The organism is Glycomyces mayteni (genome assembly GCF_042428885.1).
GTDB classification, from domain to species: Bacteria; Actinomycetota; Actinomycetes; order Mycobacteriales; family Micromonosporaceae; genus Glycomyces; species Glycomyces mayteni.
Genome location: NZ_JBHMBP010000001.1, coordinates 236668 through 254902, shown reverse-complemented (window position 1 = coordinate 254902; position 18235 = coordinate 236668). Strand labels below are relative to the sequence as shown.

General features: G+C 72.2%; 11 protein-coding genes. 6 read left to right on the top strand and 5 right to left on the bottom strand.

Going from position 1 to position 18235, the window contains the following annotated elements; genetic code table 11:
- Positions 1-114: 114 nt before the first annotated feature.
- Complete coding sequence (locus ACFFXY_RS01165) at positions 115-2670, top strand: FG-GAP repeat domain-containing protein (protein WP_382345062.1); 2556 nt, start codon at positions 115-117, stop codon at positions 2668-2670.
- A 57-nt stretch (positions 2671-2727) separates the two neighbouring features.
- Here the strand turns inward: ACFFXY_RS01165 and ACFFXY_RS01160 are convergent, their stop codons facing one another.
- Positions 2728-3969, bottom strand: coding sequence for a M20 metallopeptidase family protein (locus tag ACFFXY_RS01160; protein ID WP_382345060.1), 1242 nt, complete (start codon positions 3967-3969; stop codon positions 2728-2730).
- A 180-nt stretch (positions 3970-4149) separates the two neighbouring features.
- On the opposite strand from ACFFXY_RS01160, the gene ACFFXY_RS01155 reads away from it, so the two are divergent.
- From ACFFXY_RS01155 to ACFFXY_RS01145, 3 genes are all read left to right on the top strand, one after another.
- Positions 4150-5655 carry a serine/threonine-protein kinase gene (locus ACFFXY_RS01155; RefSeq protein ID WP_382345058.1) on the top strand — a complete coding sequence of 502 codons (1506 nt, stop codon included), beginning with the start codon at positions 4150-4152 and terminating at the stop codon, positions 5653-5655.
- A gap of 83 nt (positions 5656-5738) precedes the next feature.
- Positions 5739-6638 (top strand): DUF1838 family protein, encoded by a 900-nt coding sequence (locus ACFFXY_RS01150; RefSeq protein ID WP_382345056.1) that lies wholly within the window; start codon positions 5739-5741, stop codon positions 6636-6638.
- A 117-nt stretch (positions 6639-6755) separates the two neighbouring features.
- Complete coding sequence (locus ACFFXY_RS01145; protein ID WP_382345054.1) at positions 6756-7583, top strand: SAM-dependent methyltransferase; 828 nt, start codon at positions 6756-6758, stop codon at positions 7581-7583.
- Between the two features lie 83 nt (positions 7584-7666).
- Here the strand turns inward: ACFFXY_RS01145 and ACFFXY_RS01140 are convergent, their stop codons facing one another.
- The 4 genes from ACFFXY_RS01140 to ACFFXY_RS01125 all read right to left on the bottom strand — a co-directional run bounded on the left by ACFFXY_RS01140 (position 7667) and on the right by ACFFXY_RS01125 (position 14303).
- Positions 7667-8884: a S8 family peptidase gene (locus ACFFXY_RS01140; RefSeq protein ID WP_382345052.1), complete on the bottom strand. Its 1218-nt coding sequence runs from the start codon at positions 8882-8884 to the stop codon at positions 7667-7669.
- 382 nt (positions 8885-9266) lie between these two features.
- Positions 9267-10448, bottom strand: coding sequence for a S8 family peptidase (locus tag ACFFXY_RS01135; RefSeq protein ID WP_382345050.1), 1182 nt, complete (start codon positions 10446-10448; stop codon positions 9267-9269).
- Positions 10449-10705: 257 nt separating this feature from the next.
- The gene (locus ACFFXY_RS01130; protein WP_382345047.1) at positions 10706-12259 is read right to left on the bottom strand and encodes a S8 family serine peptidase; all 1554 of its coding nucleotides are present in this window, start codon (positions 12257-12259) and stop codon (positions 10706-10708) included.
- A 241-nt stretch (positions 12260-12500) separates the two neighbouring features.
- Positions 12501-14303 carry an ABC-F family ATP-binding cassette domain-containing protein gene (locus tag ACFFXY_RS01125; RefSeq protein WP_382345045.1) on the bottom strand — a complete coding sequence of 601 codons (1803 nt, stop codon included), beginning with the start codon at positions 14301-14303 and terminating at the stop codon, positions 12501-12503.
- A gap of 209 nt (positions 14304-14512) precedes the next feature.
- On the opposite strand from ACFFXY_RS01125, the gene ACFFXY_RS01120 reads away from it, so the two are divergent.
- Both ACFFXY_RS01120 and ACFFXY_RS01115 read left to right on the top strand, forming a co-directional pair.
- Positions 14513-16363 (top strand): ABC transporter ATP-binding protein, encoded by a 1851-nt coding sequence (locus ACFFXY_RS01120; protein ID WP_382345043.1) that lies wholly within the window; start codon positions 14513-14515, stop codon positions 16361-16363.
- Positions 16360-18153, top strand: a complete 1794-nt coding sequence (locus ACFFXY_RS01115) for an ABC transporter ATP-binding protein (RefSeq protein ID WP_382345041.1) — start codon at positions 16360-16362, stop codon at positions 18151-18153. The genes ACFFXY_RS01120 and ACFFXY_RS01115 overlap by 4 nt, the downstream gene beginning before the upstream one ends.
- Positions 18154-18235 lie beyond the last annotated feature (82 nt).

Here is an 18235-nt window from a genome sequence, read left to right as displayed (position 1 = left end):
CCCCGGCATCCCCTGGCACGAACCCCAACCTCCAATTGAACAAGGAGCCAGATGAACCCCGATTCCCTCAGGCGCGTTGCCACGCGCCTGGTAGCGGGCGCTGCCGTCGGCCTGATGGCCGCAGCCGCATTCGCAGCACCGGTGGCCGCGCAGGAGGACGACAACATGCCGTTCCTCCATGGCGACGTCACCGTCACCGAGGCGGCGGCCGGCACGACCGCGAACGCCACCCCGGTCTTCTTCCAGCAGCAGGACCTCGCCGCCGGCACCGCGGCCGTCGTCGTGTCGTTCAGTGCGCCGACCGTGCCCGGCACGGTCACCGACGTCGCCTACGACAACTGCACCTCCATCGAGACCGGCGTGGTCGACTGCGTCTTCGCGGGCTTCACCGGCACGACCGGCACCGCCTACACGCTGACCGGCCCGATCGGATACGCCGTCCCCGCCGGGACGCCCGGGCCGATCGAGGTGTGCGGCTGCGAGTACACCGTCACCACGATCGACGAGGCGGAACTCGCCGAGTACCCGGACCTCCCCACGGACCCCGAGCATCCGAACCTCCTGGGGATCACCGAGGCCGCGGCCTGGGACGACCCGTCGGCGACCGCCGACGCCGGGTCGATCTCCGTGGTCACCGCCGCGAACCAGTTCGACCTCTACATCGAGGGCACCGAGCAGGTCGGGACCGCGATCGGCACCGAGCCGATGGTCAGCCTGTTCGTGCACAACGCCGGTCCCGCCGACGCCGCCGACCTCGCGGTGGACGAGCCCGGCTCGTACGTGCTGCGCGGGCGGCTGCCCGACGGCACGGAGCTCACGCAGCTCAACTCCGGCGGGAACGCCGCATGGACGTGCCTGGACGAGAGCGAGCTCGCGGCCGAGTACGCGCGCACCGAGAACACGCTGCTCGACCGCTTCGACTTCGTCTGCCACGTCCAGTCGATCGCCGCGGACGACCACGAGACCTTCCGCTTCTACACCGAGATCACCGGGGGCGCCAACGAGCCCGGCCGGTTCGAGGTCGCCCCGACCTACACGAGCGAGTACAGCGAGAACCTCGACGCCGTGCCGTACAACGACATGTGGTTCGTGCTCTCCGGCATGCCCGCGGTCCCGCTGGCGCGCAACGACTTCAACGACGACGGGTTCGACGACTTCATCTCCGTGCGCGAGACCGACGGCGCGCTGCGCCTGCACGCCGGCAACGGCGACGGGACGTTCGACGGCGCGGTCACCGTCGCCACCGGCTGGGGCGGCTACGACGTCGTCATGGCCGGGGAGGTCAACAGCGACGGCCGTGCGGACCTCCTGGTGCGCGACAACGCCTCCGGCGTCCTGTACACCTACCCCGGTGACGGGAACGGCGGCTTCGGGACCCGAATCCGGTCCGGTTCGAGCTGGAACACCATGGGCGTCTTCACGACCGCCGACGTCACCGGCGACGGCGTCATGGACGTCATGGCCGTGCGCAACTCCGACGGCGGCATGTACGCCTACCCGGGCAACGGCGACGGCACGTTCGGGACCGGCATCCTGTTCGGCTGGGGCTACAACTACATCGACGCGATCGTCTCCCTCGGCGACGTTGACAAGGACGGCGCCGACGACCTCATGGTGCGCGACAGCCAGACCAAGGGCTACTGGGTGCTCGCGTCCACGGCCGAGACCTGGATCGAGCTGTCCCCGTCCCTGGACGACGGCTCGGGCCGCGTCTACCGCCAGGTCACGGGCGCAGGTGACCTCGACCGCGACGGGTACGTGGACCTGCTCTCGGTCGACACCCGGACCAGTGCGCTGTACCGGCACTCGTTCGAGCTGAACGGCTACCTCCAGCCGGAGCCGCCGGTGCAGTCCTCGGGCTGGATCGGCGTCAGCCTGCCGATGGTCACCACCGACCGCGCGCACGACTTCGACGAGGACGGCGGCGACGACATCATCGTGCGGCGCGAGTCCGACGGGAACACGTTCGCGTACTACGGCAACGGGACCGGCGGCTTCGCCGGGAGCTACTCGTGGGGCACGACGTTCTCGGGCATGAACCTGCTCGCGACCGCGGGCGACTTCACCGGCGACGGCCTTGCGGACGTCATCGGCCGCGTCGGCTCCTCCGGGGCCCTGTACGTATACCCGGGCAACGGCATCGGCGACTACGACTACGACGCGCGCATCCGGATCGGCACCGGCTGGAACATCATGAGCGCCATCGTGTCCGCCTACGACTACAACGGCGACCTCAAGGTGGACGTCATCGCCCGCGAGGCCTCGACCGGAGTGCTGTGGCTCTACCCGGGCAAGGCCAACGGGACGGTCGGCACCCGGATCAAGATCGGGACCGGCTGGAACGCGATGAAGGAGATCACCGCGATCGGCGACCTCGACCACGACGGCACCGCCGACATCATCGCGGTCCGCACCTCGGACGACTGCCTGTACTTCTACGGCGGCAAGCCGACCGGCGGCGTCAAGAACGGCGTGAAGATCGGCTGCGGCTGGGGCGCGCTCGACAACATCACCGCGGCGGGCGACTTCAGCGGCGACGGCCACATCGACCTCGTGGCCCGGCGCAAGTCGGACGGGAAGCTGTTCATGTACAAGGGGAACGGCCAGGGGAGCTTCGGCTCCTCCACCCAGATCGGCTCCGGCTGGGGCGGTTTCGACCTCTTCGCCTAGCCACTGAACCATCAAGGACGGGCGGCACCGCGATAGCGGTGCCGCCCTTGCGGCGTCTCAGCAGGAGGTCCGCTCGGCCAGCCACGCGGACATGGCGCGCACGCCGTGGGCGATCGACGCCTCGTCGGGGTCGAACGTCGGGAAGTGCGGGTAGGAGGTCGCGATGTCCGCGCCCGGGGACCGGACGCCGAGGTACGTGTAGGTGCCGGGGATCTCGTCCAGGAACAGCGCGAAGTCCTCGCCGCTGAAGGGGATCGCGGCGTGGACGACCGCCGTCTCGACGTCCCGGCGGTCCAGGAACCGCTTGAGCCCGTAGGCCTCCGGGGCCGGGAGGACCATCGCCGGGAACGGGTCGGCCGGGAACGCCGCCCTCGCGCCGTACGCCTGCGCGAGAGCGTCGACGCCGGCGCGGACCTCGGTGTACCGGTCCTCGGGCCAGCAGCGGGACGAGAACGACACCGTGCCGTCCTCGGCCTGCGCCCGCGTGTACACGAACTCCGCGAGCGGCCCGTCCTCCACCTGGAGGTCCGCGATGAGCCGCTCCAGGTCCGCCGAGTCCTGCGGGACGGCGACCGTCGCGAGCGCGGCGATGTCGGCCGCGAGCCGCGCGGCCCGGCCGGCCGCGTCCGCGCCCGTCAGCGTCACCGTGCCGCGGTCCTGCCCCGGCAGCCCCGAGCCGGGGTTGATCCCGAGCATGCCGACGGGCATGGGGCCGCAGTGGAGCGCGTGGACCTCCTCGGGCCGGTGCGCCGCGAGGACGCCCGCGTCGATCATCGCGCGGGCCCCTTCGAGGGTCTCCTCGGCGGGCTGGAACACGAACACGACGGCGCCGTGCAGCCGGTGCCGTAGCCGCGAGAGCACTTGCGCCGCACCGACGCCGACGGTGGTGTGGATGTCGTGCCCGCACAGGTGCAGCGGCGCGGTCCCGCCGCCGATCTGGTCCTCGGCAGGGACGGCGTCCATGTCGGCCCGGTAGGCGACGGTGCGGCCGCGGTGGCGCCCGCGCAGGACGCCCACGACGCCGTGCCCGCCGACGCTGGCGGTCACCGACAGCCCGGCGTCCCGCAGCGCCGCGGCGACCCGGGCCGCGGTGCGCGACTCGTCCCCGGGGCCCTCGGGATGGGCGTGGAGGTCGCGGCGGAACGCGACCAGGTCGCCTTCGAGCCGGTCCACCTCGGCGTCGATCGCGTCCGGACGCGGCGCGGCCCCGGCGGGTGACGGGAGGCCGACCGCGGCGGCGACGGCCGCGGAGCCGAGCAGCGCGCGGCGGCTGAGGCGGGGGAGACGGGGTGCGTTCATGGTTCCTCCGAATGGAAGTGGATGCCCCGATTCTCGATCCGCCACGGCCCCTTGCGCAGTCATGCAGGCCCCCGGAACGCCGGTCGGGCAGGCCCGTCATGACGTTCGCGTGAGCGATGCGTGGCGGGCGGTGCCACGATCACCGGACCCACTACCGCACCACCGCTTGCGAGGACCGCCGTGCAGACCGGATCGATGATCGCCGACCGCTACCGACTCGACGCCCCGATCGCCTCCGGCGGAATGGGGTCGGTGTGGAACGCCCGCGACACCAGGCTCAGGCGCGCGGTCGCCGTGAAGGTCCTCAAGTCGAACCTGGAGGGCGACGCGACCGCGCGGGCCCGCTTCGCGCACGAGGCGCAGGCCGTCGCCTCGCTGCGCCACCCCGGGATCGCCGCGCTCCACGACTACGGCGAGACCCCCGACGGCGAGGGCGGGACCCTCGCCTACCTCGTCATGGAGCTCATCGAAGGCCCGACGCTGACGGAGCGCCTGCGCGGGGGCCCGCTGCCGCACGCCGACGCGATGCGCCTGACCGCCGAGGTCGCCGAGGCGCTCCACCACGCGCACGGGCACGGCATCGTCCACCGGGACATCAAGCCCGCCAACATCATCGTCGACCCCGGCGGCCACGCCGTGCTCGTCGACTTCGGCATCGCCCTCTCGCCGGGCCGCGGGACGATCACCGAGTCGGGCATGCTCATGGGCACCCTCTACTACGCGTCCCCCGAGCAGCTCGAAGGCCGCCCGCTCACCGGCGCGACCGACGTCTACTCGCTCGGCGCGGTCGCCTACGAATGCCTGTCCGGGACGCCGCCGTTCACCGGCGACACGGCCGGGACCATCCTCAACGGGCACCTGAACCAGCCGCCCCCGCCGCTGGACGCGGCCCTCCCGCCCGCGCCCGCCGCCGCGATCCTCCAGGCCCTCGCGAAAGACCCGGAGCAGCGGTGGGCCACCGCCGAGGACTTCGCGCGCGTGTGCCGCGAGGCGGTCGCCGATCCGCTGACGCCCCAAGCGGTCTCGCCGGTCCTGTCAGTCCCCGGCGCGGCGGGGCCGTGGACGCCCCCCGCCGGGGCCGTGCCGTTCGAGCCCGTCACCGCCGCGACCCCCGCCCCCCGCCGCCGGGGCCGCCGCCTGCTCCTCGCCGCCCCGGCCGCGGTCGCGGTCCTCGCGGCGGCCGTGGTGCTCGCGCTCTCGCCGTGGAGCCGGGCCGACGACAACGGGGACGGCGCGACGGGCGTCATCGAGACCCGCAGCGCCGCAGCGGAGGACACCACCCAGCCCGCCACCGGCACCGGCTCGCCCCCGGCCGACCCGTCCGCGTCCGCGACCGAGCCGCAGACCGCCGAGGCCGCCACCGAGGCCGCCGCATCCGAGTCCGAGGACGACGGCGGCCCCGAAGGCGGCGGCAGCGGCACCGACCCGACGGAGGACGAGGGCGGCCAGGTCGAGCCCGGCGCGGCGTCCCTCCCGGACGTGACGGGCATCTGGTACACCGACGCCCGCGACGAACTCGCCTCGGCCGGTTGGGAGTCGGTCGTCCTCGACACCGTCGCCGACGACCCGGGCAACGGCCAGACCGAATGCTCGGTCGTCCACCAGAACCCCTCCGGCGGCACCCCCACCCACTACGACACCACCGTGACCCTGACCTACTGGGAGTCGTTCCCCGGCGCGTGCTGACCGGCGGCGCGGTGCCGTTGACACCCCGTCCCGGTTCGACCACACTGGAGGCCGCCCGCGCCGCCGGAACGCCGAGGAGACCCATGCCGTCCGAGGACCCCACGCACCCCGCGCCCCTGTACCGGCTCGTGGAGTCGGCGTTCGGCCGCGCCTACCTGCGGCTGCTCGGGCGCCCCGACGGCGAGGACATGGTGTACCGGATCTCGGGCTCGGTGTACGCCGACGTCCCCGGGGACGCGCTGGCCCCGGCCCTGCGGCACGGGACGCGGCTGTTCGGCTTCGAGGGCTTCAACATCCGCCGCCTGCACCGGGAACCGGGCACGGACCTGCTGCACCTGCTGACGCGGGAGATCGTGTTCTACACCGACCCGGCGGACCCGGCGAAGATCCTCACGGAGTGGGCGAACCCGGTGGACGGGCGCACCTACCCGGTCGTGCCGGTGAACAACGACGCGGTCAACCAGGGGCCCTTCCCGATCGCCGCGTCGTTCACCGGCCCGCCGCCGCGGGCCGCGCACGGCCAGGTCGTGTGGTCCATGGACATCCCGCCGCGCACGGACCTGCGCGCGACGCTCGGCGACGACTTCGGGCTGCCGGGCGGTGTGTACACGACGTTCGAGCTGTTCGACTTCATGGTCGCGGAGGACGCGGTGGACGCGTGCCGCCACCGCCGGGTCCCCGAGGGGGCGATGCCGGTGGTGAACACGTGGACCCGTTCGGGCCCGTGGCCGCCGTTCACGGGCCTGGCGGAGGCCGAGACCGGCGGGGCGGGCGTGGTCTACCACGCGCGCTCGTGGACGCTCGGCGGCTTCGAGGAGCTGGAGCGGTGGCTCAAGGACGCGGTCCGCGCCGACTACCCGCTGTACACCGCGGCCCCGCGGGAGCCGGGCCCGAGCCGGACCTCCTGGAGCTCGTTCTGGGCCGACCAGCTCGGCGGGGGCGTGCTGACGTGGGAGGAGTGGCGCGAGGCCAACGGCGCCTGAGCGGCCAAGCCGCACTTCAGGTCCGGCGCGCTGGCCCGCGGACCGGTACCGTCGATCGCAGACCCCCTGCGGGGCCCCGGCCCCGCGCCTCCGTTGCTTCGAGCAGGAAGGCCGGCCATGCACGACGACCACGACATCGAGCTGCCGCCAGGCACCGACACCTCCGTCCCGGCGACGGCGCGCGTGTACGACGCGCTGCTGGGCGGGACGACGAACCTCGCGGTGGACCGGGCCGCGGCGGAGGTGTTCGCGCAGCACATCCCGCAGGCGCGCGAGTGCGCGAAGCTGAACCGGAGCGCGCTGATCCGGGGCGTGGAGTACCTGGTGCGGACGGCGGGGATCGACCAGATCCTCGACATCGGGTGCGGCCTGCCGTCGGCGCAGAACACGCACCAGGTGGCGGCGGGCCTGAACCCGGCGGCGCGGGTCGCGTACGTCGACCACGACCCGATGGTGGTGGCGCACGCGGAGATGATGCTCGCGGACGCGCAGGGCGCCATGGTGATCGAGGCGGACCTGCTCGACCCGGACTACATCCTGTCGCGCACCGAGCTGCGGGCGTTCCTGGACTTCGACCGGCCGGTGGCGCTGCTGCTGGTGGGGATGATCATGCAGATCAGCGACGAGCAGCGCCCGAACGACATCATCGCGGCGCTCATGGGCGCCCTGCCGACCGGCAGCCACCTGCTGATCTCCTCGTGGCCGGACACGGGGGAGGCGGCGCAGGCGGCGCTGTCGGCGGCGTGCATCGAGACGCTCGGGAACGGGTGGATGCGGCCGGTCCCGGTGCTGGAGAGCCACTTCCTGGGCATGGAGATGGTCGCGCCGGGCCTGGAGTACATCCCGCGGTGGTTCCCCGAGGACCCGGACCGGCCGGTGCGGGCGGTCGCGGACCTGGCGCCGTACGAGCGGACCCAGATGGCGGGCATCGCCCGGAAGGTATAGGGGCGCAAGGCGACAGGCAGGGCCCGCGCCGTGCGGCGCGGGCCCTGCCCTCTCATCACTTCAGGCTGCTAGCCCAAACCGTGCTACTGGAGGAACGCGGTGTTCAGCAGGAGGTTCGGGCTGCCGTTGACGCCGGTGACGGCGTCGGGGACGGCGCCTCCGGTGAGGGCGGCGGCGACCTCGTCAGGGGTGGCGTCCGGGCTGGACTCCAGGAACAGGGCGGCGACGCCCGCGACGTGCGGGGTGGCCATGGAGGTCCCGGAGATGGTGTTCTCGGCGTCGTCGGCGCCGATCCACGACGAGGTGATGCCCACGCCGGGGGCGAGGATGTCGACGCACTCGCCGTAGTTGGAGAAGGACGCGGCCGCGTCGTCCTCGTCGGTGGCGCCCACGGTGATCGCGGAGGGCTCGGAGCCGGGGGAGACGTTGCAGGCGTCCTGGGACTCGTTGCCCGCGGCGATCGCGAAGGTGACGCCGGAGTCGACGGCGGCGGCGATGGCGTCGTTGAGGGCCTGGCTGAAGCCCCCGCCGAGGCTCATGTTGGCGACGGCCGGGCCGGTGGCGTTCTGGGCGACCCAGTCGATGCCGGAGATGATCCCGGAGTAGGAGCCCGAGCCGTTGTCGTCCAGGACGCGGACGGCGCGGATGGTGACGTCCTTGGCGAGGCCGTACGTGGTGCCGCCGATGGTCCCGGCGACGTGGGTGCCGTGGCCGTGGCCGTCGGCGGGGTCGGTGTCGTCGTCGACGAAGTCGTAGCCTTCGCCGACGCGCCCTTCGAACTCGGTGTGGGTCGCGTTCAGGCCGGTGTCGAGCACGAACGCCTCGACGCCGGAGCCGGTCTGCGTGTACTCGTAGGAGGCGTCGAGCGGGAGCGCGTCCTGGTCGACGCGGTCGAGGCCCCACGACGGCGGGTCGGTCTGGACCTCGGCGACGTGGGCGAGCTGGTCCTGCTCGACGTAGGCGACGTCGTCGTCGGCGGCGAGTTCGAGGGCCTCGGACTCGGTCAGCTCGGCGACGTAGCCGTTGACGGTGTCGAGGGTGTGTTCGATGTCGACGTCCACGCCGAGGTCGTCGGCGAGGGCGCTGAGGCCGGGGGCCTGGTCTTCGAGGACGACGATGTAGGAGCCGTCGATGGCGTCGGGGGAGTCGGCGCCGATGATGTGGGCCTGCGCGGGCTCCTCGGCGTTCGCGAACGAGGTGGCGGCGATGGCGGACCCGCCGGCGGCGACCGCTGCGGCGGCGATCGCCGCGGCGGTGCGCACGTGTCGGCGCTGGGGCTTTCTGGTTCCTGCCGTAGACAAGAGGAACTCCTTCGGTTGTCCCCGGCGGGCGCGGTGCTTGGGTCGCGCCGCCCGGGGGGAGGGTTTTCGGGTGGGCCCGGTGCTCCGGGGGGAGCGGGGTGCGGGCCCCGGGGCCCGGCGAAGCGCGGACCGGGCCCCCTCGGCCCGGTCCGCGTCACCCGTCCGGGCGCTGCGGCCGTGCGACGGGCCGTCAGACCCTGGCAGTGAGCCTAATACGAGAGAACAAATCGTGTAAAGGGTCCGTACCGGATTTAAAGTTCAGTGAATGGGCAACTACCGTCAAGTGTCCGAAACAGACGAACGGGCTGAGGCGCTGCCCGCCGGTGGCGCGCAGGGCCTCAGCCCGCCTGGTCAGCGGCCTGTCGCGGGGCCGCTCACCCGGTTAGAGGTAGGTGTAGAGCAGCCGGTTGGGGCTGCCGGTGCCGGGGCTGGTCACGACGCCGGTGGTGGCGTTGGAGGTGATCCAGCTCGACACCGCGGACGGGGACGCGCTCGGGTTCGCCTGGAGGTACAGGGCGGCGACGCCCGCGACGTGCGGGGAGGCCATCGAGGTGCCCGAGATGGTGTTGGTCGCGGAGTTGGACGAGTACCACGCCGAGGTGATGGACGAGCCCGGCGCGAAGACGTCCACGCAGGTCCCGTAGTTGGAGTAGGAGGCGCGGGCGTCGGTGGAGGTGGTGGCGCCGACGGTGATGGCCGAGGGCGTGGAGGCGGGGGAGCGGTTGCACGCGTTGGTGGACTCGTTGCCGGCGGCGACCACGAAGGTGACGCCGGAGGAGACCGCGCTGGCGACGGCGTTGTTGAGGGACGCCGAGTAGCCCCCGCCGAGGCTCATGTTGGCGACGGCGGGCTTGATGGCGTTGGTGCGCACCCAGTTGATGCCGTTGATGACCCCGGCGGTGGTGCCGGAGCCGGAGTTGTCGAGGACGCGCACGCCGTGGAGGGTGACGTTCTTGGCGACGCCGTGGATGGTCCCGCCGACGGTGCCGGCGACGTGGGTGCCGTGGCCGTTGCCGTCCTGCGGGGTGGAGTCGTTCTGGATGAAGTCGTACCCGTTGCCGACGCGCCCGCTGAACTGGGTGTGGGACGCGTTGATGCCGGTGTCCACGATGTACGCGTGGACGCCCGCGCCGGTGTAGTTGTAGGTGTAGGTGCCCGACAGCGGGAGGTTCCGCTGGTCGATGCGGTCGATGCCCCAGGTCGCGCCGGTCTGCGTGGCCTGGGTGGTGAACGCGGCGTTCTGCTCGACGAACGCGACGCCGTCCTGCGCGGCGATCTCCCGGGCTTCGAGCTCGGTCGACTCCACGAGGAACGCGTCGACGCCCCGGTAGGTCTCGACGACGTCGGCGCCGCCGCCTTCGACGCTCTTGACCTGGGCCGAGAACGACGCGTCGTCTTCGAGGACGACGATGTACTCGCCCGCGATGGCCCCGGCGGCGTCGTCGCCGAGGATGGTGCCGTACTCCGGGGCGGCCTCGGCCGCGGTCGCGGTGAACGCGAGGGCGGTGAGGGTCGCGGCGGCGAGCGCCGCTGCGGCGCCCGTCCTCTTTCTGATGGGTGACATTGGACATCGGTCCCTTCGGGTGGTCCCGGCGAGTCCAGCGCCGGGACGGGGGTTTTTCAGGGTGGTGCGGGGATCGGTGCGGCGTCCGTCCGTCCGGGGTGGACGGGCGGACACCGGGTCCGATGGATCGTACGGGTGCCGGGCGGCCCCGGTCCGCTCCCGCCGGGGCGACGGCTCCAGGTCGCGGTCTCCGGCGGTCGCGGCCGACGGGGAGGGTCCGCCGCGGTCACCCGCTATTCAGTTGTGAGGGGGGCGGATCAGAGTTCGAGGGTCCAGGAGTTGAGGCGGCCGGTGTCCCCGGCGTAGGCGTCGACGATGCGCAGCGTCCAGGTCCCGGCGGCGGTCTCGTTCGCCAGGTTCACCGTGTAGGTGGCGATGACGTTGTCGGCCGAGTCGCTCGACGAGGAGTTCTTCAGCGTGTACGCGGTGCCGTCGGGGGCGATGAGGCTGATGGCGAGGTCGCCGCGGTAGGTGTGCGTGATGTTCACGGCCACGGTGCTGTTGGAGCGGGCGGTGCCGTCGCAGGCGAGCGTCAGCGTCGAGTTGACGGTGGCGCGGTCGGCGATGGCGGTCGCGGTGGAGTTGGTGGCGGCGCAGTCGCTCGGCTCGGGGTCGCCCCCGCCGTCCTCGTCGCCGGTGTACAGCAGGAGGTTGGGGCTGCCCTGGACGTCGGAGACGCGCCCGGCCCCGGCGTTGCCGGTGATCCACGCGGCCACGTCGTCGGTGGTCGCGCTCGGGTTGAGGCCCAGGTAGACCGCGGCGGCGCCCGCGACGTGCGGGGAGGCCATGGAGGTGCCGGAGATGGTGTTGGTCGCGGTGTTCGAGGAGTACCACGCGGAGGTGATGTCCACGCCCGGTGCGAACACGTCCACACAGGACCCGTAGTTGGAGAAGTACGCACGGGTGTCGGTGTCGTCGGAGGCGGCGACGGTGATCGCGGCGGGCGCGGAGGCGGGGGACACGTTGCACGCGTCCTGGTCCTCGTTCCCGGCGGCGACCGCGAAGGTCACCCCGGCGTCCACGGCGGCCTCGACGGCGTTGTTGAGCGTCGCGGAGTAGCCCCCGCCGAGGCTCATGTTCGCGACGGCGGGCTCGACGGCGTTGGCGGCCACCCAGTTGATGCCGTTGACGACCCCGGCGGTGGTGCCGGAGCCGGAGTTGTCGAGGACGCGCACGCCGTGCAGGGTCACGTTCTTCGCGACGCCGTACGTGGTGCCGCCGACCGTGCCGGCGACGTGGGTGCCGTGCCCGTTGCCGTCCTGCGGGGTCGAGTCGTTCTGGACGAAGTCGTACCCGGCGCCGACGCGCCCGGTGAACTCGCTGTGCGAGGCGTTGATGCCGGTGTCCACGATGTACGCGTGGACGCCCGTCCCGTCGCCGAGGTACTCGTAGCTCCCGTCGAGCGGCAGGTCGAGCTGGTCGATCCGGTCGATGCCCCAGGTCGCGTTGGGCTGCACGTCGTTGATCGAGACGACCGCGTTCTGCTCGACGAACGCGACGCCGTCCTGCGCGGCGATCTCCCGGGCCTGCTCCTCAGTGGACTCCACGAGGAAGGCGCCGACCTCGCCGTAGGAGGCGACGACGTCGGCGCCGCCGCCCTCGATGCTCTTGTTCTGCGCGGAGAGCGAGGCGCCCTCGTCGAGGACGACGAGGTACTCGCCGTCGATGACGTCGGGGGAGGCGGCGTTGAGGATCTCGCCGAGCGGTTCGGCGTGGGCGGCCAGGCCGCCGAAGGTGAGCGAGCCGACGGCCGCCGCGCCTGCGATGGCGGCGGCGGATATCCGGCGGACGGAACGGTGCGAGACGGTCATAGGGGGGTACTCCCTCTCGGTTCAGTTGTTCACCGCGCGAAGCGAAAAGATGGGACGCATCCGCGCGGAGCACACAGTTCGGTGGAACCGGCCCTTTCGGGCTTTCACACCGAGGTTAGGGAAGTCACAACATAAAGTGAAGACCCTGGAAGACCCCCATAAATCACTGAATGAAGAGTCGGTTACCAACCGGTATGACCGGGTCCGGGACTGGTAGGATGTTTGGTTCGCCGCGGCCCCGCTACTCCGCGAGCTCCATCCACCGCTCCTCGATCCCGTCCCGCTCCTCTTCGAGCGCCGCCAGCTTCCCTTGCAGCTCAGACAGCTTCGCCGGGTCCGTCGCGAACTCCGCCATCTGCGCGTGCACCCCGGCGATCCCCGCCTCGGCCCTCTCCAGGCGCCGCTCCAGTTTGGACAGCTCCTTCTGCACGGCCCGGTCCTGCGCGCCCGACGCCTTCGCCGCGGGCGCGGCCTGCACGGCGGCCGCGGGCCGCTCGGCCTTCGGCGCGTCCCCCCGCCGCTCCAGGTACTCCTCGACGCCCCGCGGCAGCATCCGCAGCCGCCGGTCGCCCAGCAGCGCCCACGTCTCGTCCGCGACCCGCTCGGTGAAGTACCGGTCGTGGCTCACCACGACCATCGTCCCCGCCCAGTCGTCGAGCAGGTCCTCCAGCTGCGTCAGCGTCTCGATGTCCAGGTCGTTCGTGGGCTCGTCGAGGAACAGCACGTTCGGCTCGGCCATGAGCAGCCGCGCCAGCTGGAGCCGCCGCCGCTGCCCGCCCGAGAGGTCCCGCACCAGCGTGCGCTGGCGCCCGCCGACGAACCCGAGCCGCTCGGCGAGCTGCCCGGCGCTCATCTCCTTCTTCCCGAACTGGACCCGCTTGGCCACCAGCTCGATCGCCTCCAGGACCCGCCACGACCCGTTGAGGTCCTCCATGTGCTGCGTCAGCCACGCCAGCTTCACCGTGCGGCCCACCTTGACCCGCCCGGCCGCCGGCTGCTGCTCGCCGGCGCCGTCCCAGTCAGCGGCCTGCGCGAGCGTGCGCAGCAGCGAGGTCTTCCCGGCGCCGTTGACGCCCAGCAGCCCGATCCGCTTGCCCGGGCCCAGGATCCAGTCCAGGTGCTCCAGGAGCGTCTGCTCCCCGGCCTTGACCGTGACGTCCACGGCCTCGAACACGGTCTTGCCGAGCCGCCCGGTCGCGAACGACACCAGCTCGGCGGTGTCGCGCGCGGGCGGCTCGTTCGCGATGAGCTCGTTGGCCGCGTCCACGCGGAACTTCGCCTTCGACGTGCGCGCCTTCGGGCCCCGGCGCAGCCACGCGAGCTCCTTGCGCATGAGGTTCTGGCGCTTCTCCTCGGCGACGTTCGCCTGCCGCTCCCGCTCGGCCCGCGCCAGCACGTACGCCGAGTACCCGCCGTCGTACTCGAACACGCTGCCGCGCTGCACGTCCCAGATCCGGTCGCAGATCTCGTCCAGGAACCACCGGTCGTGCGTCACCACGGTGATCGCCGCCCGCGTCGAGTTCAGGTACCTCGCGAGCCAGGCGATCCCCTCGATGTCGAGGTGGTTCGTCGGCTCGTCGAGCAGCAGCAGGTCCGCGTCCGCGGTGAGGACCCGCGCCAGGTCGGTGCGGCGCCGCTCGCCGCCCGAGAGGACCCCGATGACCGAGTCGAGGCCCTCGGGGAGCACGGGCGCGTCGAGGCCGCCGAACAGGCCGGTGAGGATCTCGCGGACCTTCGGGTCCGAGGCCCACTCGTGCGCGTCGAGGCCGCCGAACAGCTCCTCGCGCACCGTCCTGGCGTCGTCCAGGCCGTCGGTCTGGCCCAGCACCGCCACCCGGGTGCCCCCGGTGTGCACGACGCGGCCCGTGTCGGGCTCGTCGGCGCGCGCGATGAGGCGCAGCAGCGTGGACTTCCCGTCGCCGTTGCGGCCGACGACCCCCACGCGCTGGGAGGCGGCGATGCCGAGGGAGACCGCGTCGAGGATGACCTGGTCGGGGTAGGCCTTCGAGACGGCTTCGAGGTTGACGAGATTGGGCGCTGACACGAGGGCCAAGCCTACCCGCCGCCCCCGCCCCACCCGATCGGGTGACACCGGCGGCCCGGGTGCCCGTTTTCGTCGGACCCGGCGGGAAATATCGCACCTACCTTTCCCCGGGCGGGTGGGGGCTCGGGACGGCCGACGGGGCTGCGCCCGCACCGCGACTCTGATATGGTGTCATCGCAAAGTCATTATGACGTCATGAATGGATTCATATGGCACCCCCGCTGAAACCGCGCTTCGAGGCCGCCCGCGCCGTCCTCGCCGTCGTCCGGCTCCTGCCCCGCATCAGCCGCCCCCGCACCGCCCTCTTCACCGCCACCACCGTCCTCACCGCCGCCCTCCCCCTCGCCATGACCATCGCCACCGGCCTCCTCATCGGCGCCGTCCCCGCCGCCGCCGAAGCCGGACCCGGCTCACCCCAGGCCCGCACCGCCTACCTCCTCCTCGCCGCAGGCGTCGCCGCACTCCTCGCCGGACGCCTCGTCAACAACTTCCACAACGCACTCGCCGCCAACCTCGGCCGCGACCTCGAACTCCTCCTCCAAGACCGCCTCCTCGCCGCCGTCGCCCGACCCGTCGGCATCGCCCACCTCGAAGACGACGACGTCCTCGCCCTCCTGCGCATCGCCCGCCAACTCGGCGCCGACTTCATCCGCCCCGAACGCGCCGTCCGCGGCCTCGCCGCCATCGCACCCGAATTCCTCGCCGCCGCAGGCGCCTCCATCGTCCTGTGCCACTTCAACACCTGGATCGGCCTCGCCTGGCTCATCGCCTGGCCCGCCGTCTTCATCGCCATGCAGGCCGACTACAACCGCATCGGCAAAACCGTCTACATGCGATCAACCGAGATGCGCGAGACCGAATACGTCCGCGACCTCGCCATCACCCCCGGCCCCGCCAAAGAGATCCGCGTCTGGGGCCTCATGGGCTGGCTCTTCGACCGCTACGACCGCCAATGGCACGACCGCATGGACTACGCCCACCGCCACCAGCGCCTCCGCGCCCGCACCGCCGTCGGCGTCATCGGCGCACTCCTCATCCTCACCGCCGCCACCAGCCTCGCCCTCGTCGACGCCGGACTCACCGGCGCCGTCGGCTTCGCCGCCCTCTCCGTCTACCTCGTCGCCCTCACCACCATGTTCAACTTCTCCGCCTTCGACGACACCGCCGCCTTCGTCGGCCTCGGCTCCCTCCCCGTCCCAAAAATCCTCGACCTCGACACCCGCCTCACCGCCGACGAACACCCCGCCACCGCCGAACTCCCCACCGCCGCACCCCAACACGCCATCCGCTTCGAGAACGTCGCCTTCGCCTACCCCGGCGCCGACCGCCCCGTCATCGAAGGACTCGACCTCGACATCCAAGCGGGCTCCTCCCTCGCCATCGTCGGCCACAACGGCGCCGGCAAGACCAGCCTCGTCAAACTCCTCGCCGGCCTCTACGAACCCACCGGCGGCCGCATCACCGCCGACGGCACCGACCTCGCCCACGTCGACCCCGCCCAATGGCGCACCCGCCTCTCCGCCCTCTTCCAGGACTTCACCCGCTACCAGCTCACCGTCCGCGACAACATCGCGTTCGGCGCACCCCACCTCGCCGGCGACACCGACCTCATCTGGAAAGCCTGCGAGCCCATGGGCATCCGCACCCTCATCGAATCCCTCCCCAAAGGACTCGACACCGTCCTCTCCAGCGAATACGGCGGCGGCACCGACCTCTCCGGCGGCCAATGGCAGCGCATCGCGCTGGCCCGCGCCCTGTTCGCCGTGCAGGCGGGCGCGAAGGTCCTCATCCTCGACGAGCCCGCCGCGGCCCTCGACGTCCGCGCCGAAGCCGAGCTGTACGAGCAGTTCCTCGACATCACCGCCGGGCTCACCACCATCGTGATCTCCCACCGGTTCTCGACCGTGCGCCGCGCCGACCGGATCGTCGTCCTCGACGGCGGCCGCGTCGTCGAGGACGGCTCCCACGACGAGCTCATGGCCCTCGACGGCCGCTACGCCGAAGCGTTCACCCTGCAGGCCAACCGCCTCGCCCGCACCGCGCCCCTGGAGTCCGAATGATCACCCGCATCCGCAAGAACCTCGGCGGCCTCAAGTACGCCCTCGCCGTGACCGCCAGGGCCCACCCCAAGGCCGCCGCCGGCCAGATCGTCCTCGGCCTCGTCCAGGCGGCCCTCCTGCCGACGACCGTGTACCTCACCAAGGTCATCATCGACTCCGTCCAGGCCGGGCACACCCGCGACGCCTGGCTCGCCGCCGCCGGGCTCGGACTCGGCGTCGCCCTCATCTGGACGGTCGTGTTCGCCTACGTCAAACTCGTCTTCCTCGTCTTCGACCACACCGCCCGCGCCTCCGACCGCGAGATCATGGAGCTCATGGGCACCCCGCCGGGCCTCGACCACCACGAGCGCCCCGGCCACCTCGACCAGGTCCAGCGCATCCGCGAGGACCGCGGCCTCCTCGGCGGGGCCGTCAACTGGCTCGCCCAGTTCCTGCGCGGCCTCGTGACCATCGCCGTCGGCGGGGCCCTCCTCCTCGCCGTCCACCCGCTGCTCCTGGTCTTCCCGCTCGTCTCCCTCGGCGCCATGGCCATCGCCAAACGCGCCGGGGACATCGAAGTGAAAGTCCAAGAGGCCACCAGCGAACCCGAACGCCGCCGCCGCCACCTCTTCGAAGTCGCCACCCTCGCCGAGTCCGGCAAAGAACTGCGCGTCTTCGGCTCCGCCCCCGAAGTCGCCCGCCGCCACCACGACACCGGCGCCGAAGTCGTCGCCGAACGCAACCGCGGCCAGTGGAAGGCCGCGCGCCTCGCCACCGGCGAAGGCCTCCTCTCCGCCGTCGGCATGGCCGCCGGCATCGGCATCGTCCTCTACCTCGCGATCCGCGGCGAGGCCACCGCCGGAGACGTCATCCTCCTCGTCAGCCTCATCGGCATGGTCGCCAACGCCGCCGGCGCCCTCGGCATCCAGACCGCGCTCCTCGTCCGCACCGGCAAGCTCGGCACCCGCCTGATGTGGCTGCGCGAGTACGCGAAGCAGTCCGCCGGCCCCGCCGTCCCCCTGCCCGTCCCGGCCCGCCTCGACGACGGCATCCGCCTCGACGGCGTCACCTTCGCCTACCCCGAAGCCGAACGCCCCTCCCTCGACGACGTCACCCTCACCCTCCCCGCCGGGAAAGTCGTCGCACTCGTCGGCGAGAACGGCGCCGGAAAGACCACCCTCGTCAAACTCCTGTCCGGTTTCTACCAGCCGACCTCCGGCACCATCGACGTCGACGGCACCGACATCGCCCACTTCGAGACCGACGAGTGGCGCGAGCGCATCGGCGCGACCTACCAGGACTTCACCCGCTTCGAGTTCACCGCCCGCGAGACCGTCGGCATCGGCGACCTGAAGAACGGGTACGACGACGACGCCGTCCGCGCCGCCATGACCCGCGCCGGAGCCGAGGACGTCATCGACGACCTCCCCTCCGGCCTCGACACCCGCCTCGGCGCCCGCTGGGACGACGGCACCGACCTCTCCGGCGGCCAATGGCAGAAACTCGCCATCGGCCGCGGCCGCATGCGCCGCGACCCCCTCCTCGTCGTCTTCGACGAGCCGACCGCCGCCCTCGACCCCCAGACCGAGCACGCCCTCTTCGAGCGCTTCGCCGAAGAAGTCCACGCCGGACGCGCCCGCGGCACCGTCACCGTCCTCGTCTCCCACAGGTTCTCCACCGTCTCCATGGCCGACCTCATCGTCGTCCTCGACGGCGGCCGCGTCGCCGAATCCGGCACCCACGACGACCTCATGGCCCGCGGCGGCGCCTACGCGGAGCTGTACACCCTCCAGTCCTCCGCCTACCGCTGACGAACCCCTCCCCGGCGCCTCCATACAATGCGCAAGGTCCCGGCCCGCCCGGGCCGGGACCTCACCTCTCCGAAACCGGAAG

Bases quoted from the DNA above. Each gene is read 5' to 3' on its own strand.
- ACFFXY_RS01165 (WP_382345062.1), top strand. From the start codon at position 115: ATGGCCGCAGCCGCATTCGCAGCACCGGTGGCCGCGCAGGAGGACGAC.
- ACFFXY_RS01115 (WP_382345041.1), top strand. From the start codon at position 16,360: ATGATCACCCGCATCCGCAAGAACCTCGGCGGCCTCAAGTACGCCCTC.
- ACFFXY_RS01145 (WP_382345054.1), top strand. From the start codon at position 6,756: ATGCACGACGACCACGACATCGAGCTGCCGCCAGGCACCGACACCTCC.
- ACFFXY_RS01135 (WP_382345050.1), bottom strand. From the start codon at position 10,448: ATGTCACCCATCAGAAAGAGGACGGGCGCCGCAGCGGCGCTCGCCGCC.
- ACFFXY_RS01150 (WP_382345056.1), top strand. From the start codon at position 5,739: ATGCCGTCCGAGGACCCCACGCACCCCGCGCCCCTGTACCGGCTCGTG.
- ACFFXY_RS01160 (WP_382345060.1), bottom strand. From the start codon at position 3,969: ATGAACGCACCCCGTCTCCCCCGCCTCAGCCGCCGCGCGCTGCTCGGC.
- ACFFXY_RS01120 (WP_382345043.1), top strand. From the start codon at position 14,513: ATGGCACCCCCGCTGAAACCGCGCTTCGAGGCCGCCCGCGCCGTCCTC.
- ACFFXY_RS01130 (WP_382345047.1), bottom strand. From the start codon at position 12,259: ATGACCGTCTCGCACCGTTCCGTCCGCCGGATATCCGCCGCCGCCATC.